The sequence below is a fragment of the Streptomyces sp. a15 genome (genome assembly GCF_059026085.1).
In genome coordinates this window covers 1-1,011 of record NZ_JBWLKM010000247.1, presented here as the reverse complement: position 1 = coordinate 1,011, position 1,011 = coordinate 1, and the positions used below count along the sequence as shown (strand labels likewise).

Genomic DNA, 1,011 nt, shown 5'->3' with positions numbered 1-1,011 from the left:
ACTTGGGGATACCACGGACCGCACGACACGCCGCTCGCTCACGGACGGTGGCCGACGGTTACTGGGAACAGCTCATTGCCCCCGAGTTGTAGCCTACCGTCCATGTTGAACGAAAAATGGAAGGCCTCGGAGAGTCGCTCTCGCCAATTGATGGCCCTTTGCGCTGCTGCTCCCTACGGAACTCAGCCTGGGCCGGCTCCCAAGTCGACACCCTCAACAGTCGAAGACCGGTGGTCTCTGCTGGTGTACGCGATCGCCGGAAGCACCGCGCTCGATCCCGGGGACATCGGACTTCGACATTTGCGTTTCCGAATATCCCAGTCGGCAAGCCCGGATGCCCTTGAAGGCTGGCTGTGTGCTTGCTTGCAGCGCTTGGGGCACGGAGTGCGCCGCGGATCACCGATCTCCATCGAGGAGAACGACGAGTCCGCCGAACTTCTCAGGAAACTACTGATCCGGAGCGCCACCAAGGATGCGACCGCAGACGAAGACCCGGTACTTCGCGCCTGGCACGCTGTGGAGTTCATCGACGCACACGTGAAGGAGCGCCCGGATGGACCAGCCACAGGCACGATTGAGACCCGGCGCTTCGCAAGCCTGCAACCCATGACTGCCGCCATCGATCTGGCGCTGACGGCTGCTGGCGGTGGTTACGCTCTAGGTGCCGCCATACGGTTCCGGTCGGGCACTGAATCACTTGCCGGAACCGTGGAATCACCTCTGTGGAGCCTCGACTCGGATACACAGACAGTTAGCGCAGGCCCCCCAAGCGGATACTTCGTCAGCGTAGTTGACGCTCACACCGGACTTCCGAGCGAGAAGACCATGACCATTTCGTCACGAGACGTATTCGTTCAGACTGATCCGGGCGAGGAGCCACGCCCTGAACGCCCGTGAAGTACACGACTTTTGTGTATATGGGTATCGCGCATGCCTAGCCTCGAAGTTTCGTGACGGTCCGCCGACGGAGTCGGTGGACCGTTTTCGTGCTGTGGACTGAGGCTGTGCAGG

At 61.2% G+C, this 1,011-nt stretch carries 1 protein-coding gene; it reads left to right on the top strand.

All coding sequences use genetic code 11. The annotated features are described in order from the left end of the window. Nucleotides 1–243: 243 nt before the first annotated feature. The gene (locus AC5P09_RS51935) at nucleotides 244–897 is read left to right on the top strand and encodes a hypothetical protein (protein ID WP_332425610.1); all 654 of its coding nucleotides are present in this window, start codon (nucleotides 244–246) and stop codon (nucleotides 895–897) included. The last annotated feature ends 114 nt before the right edge of the window (nucleotides 898–1,011 follow it).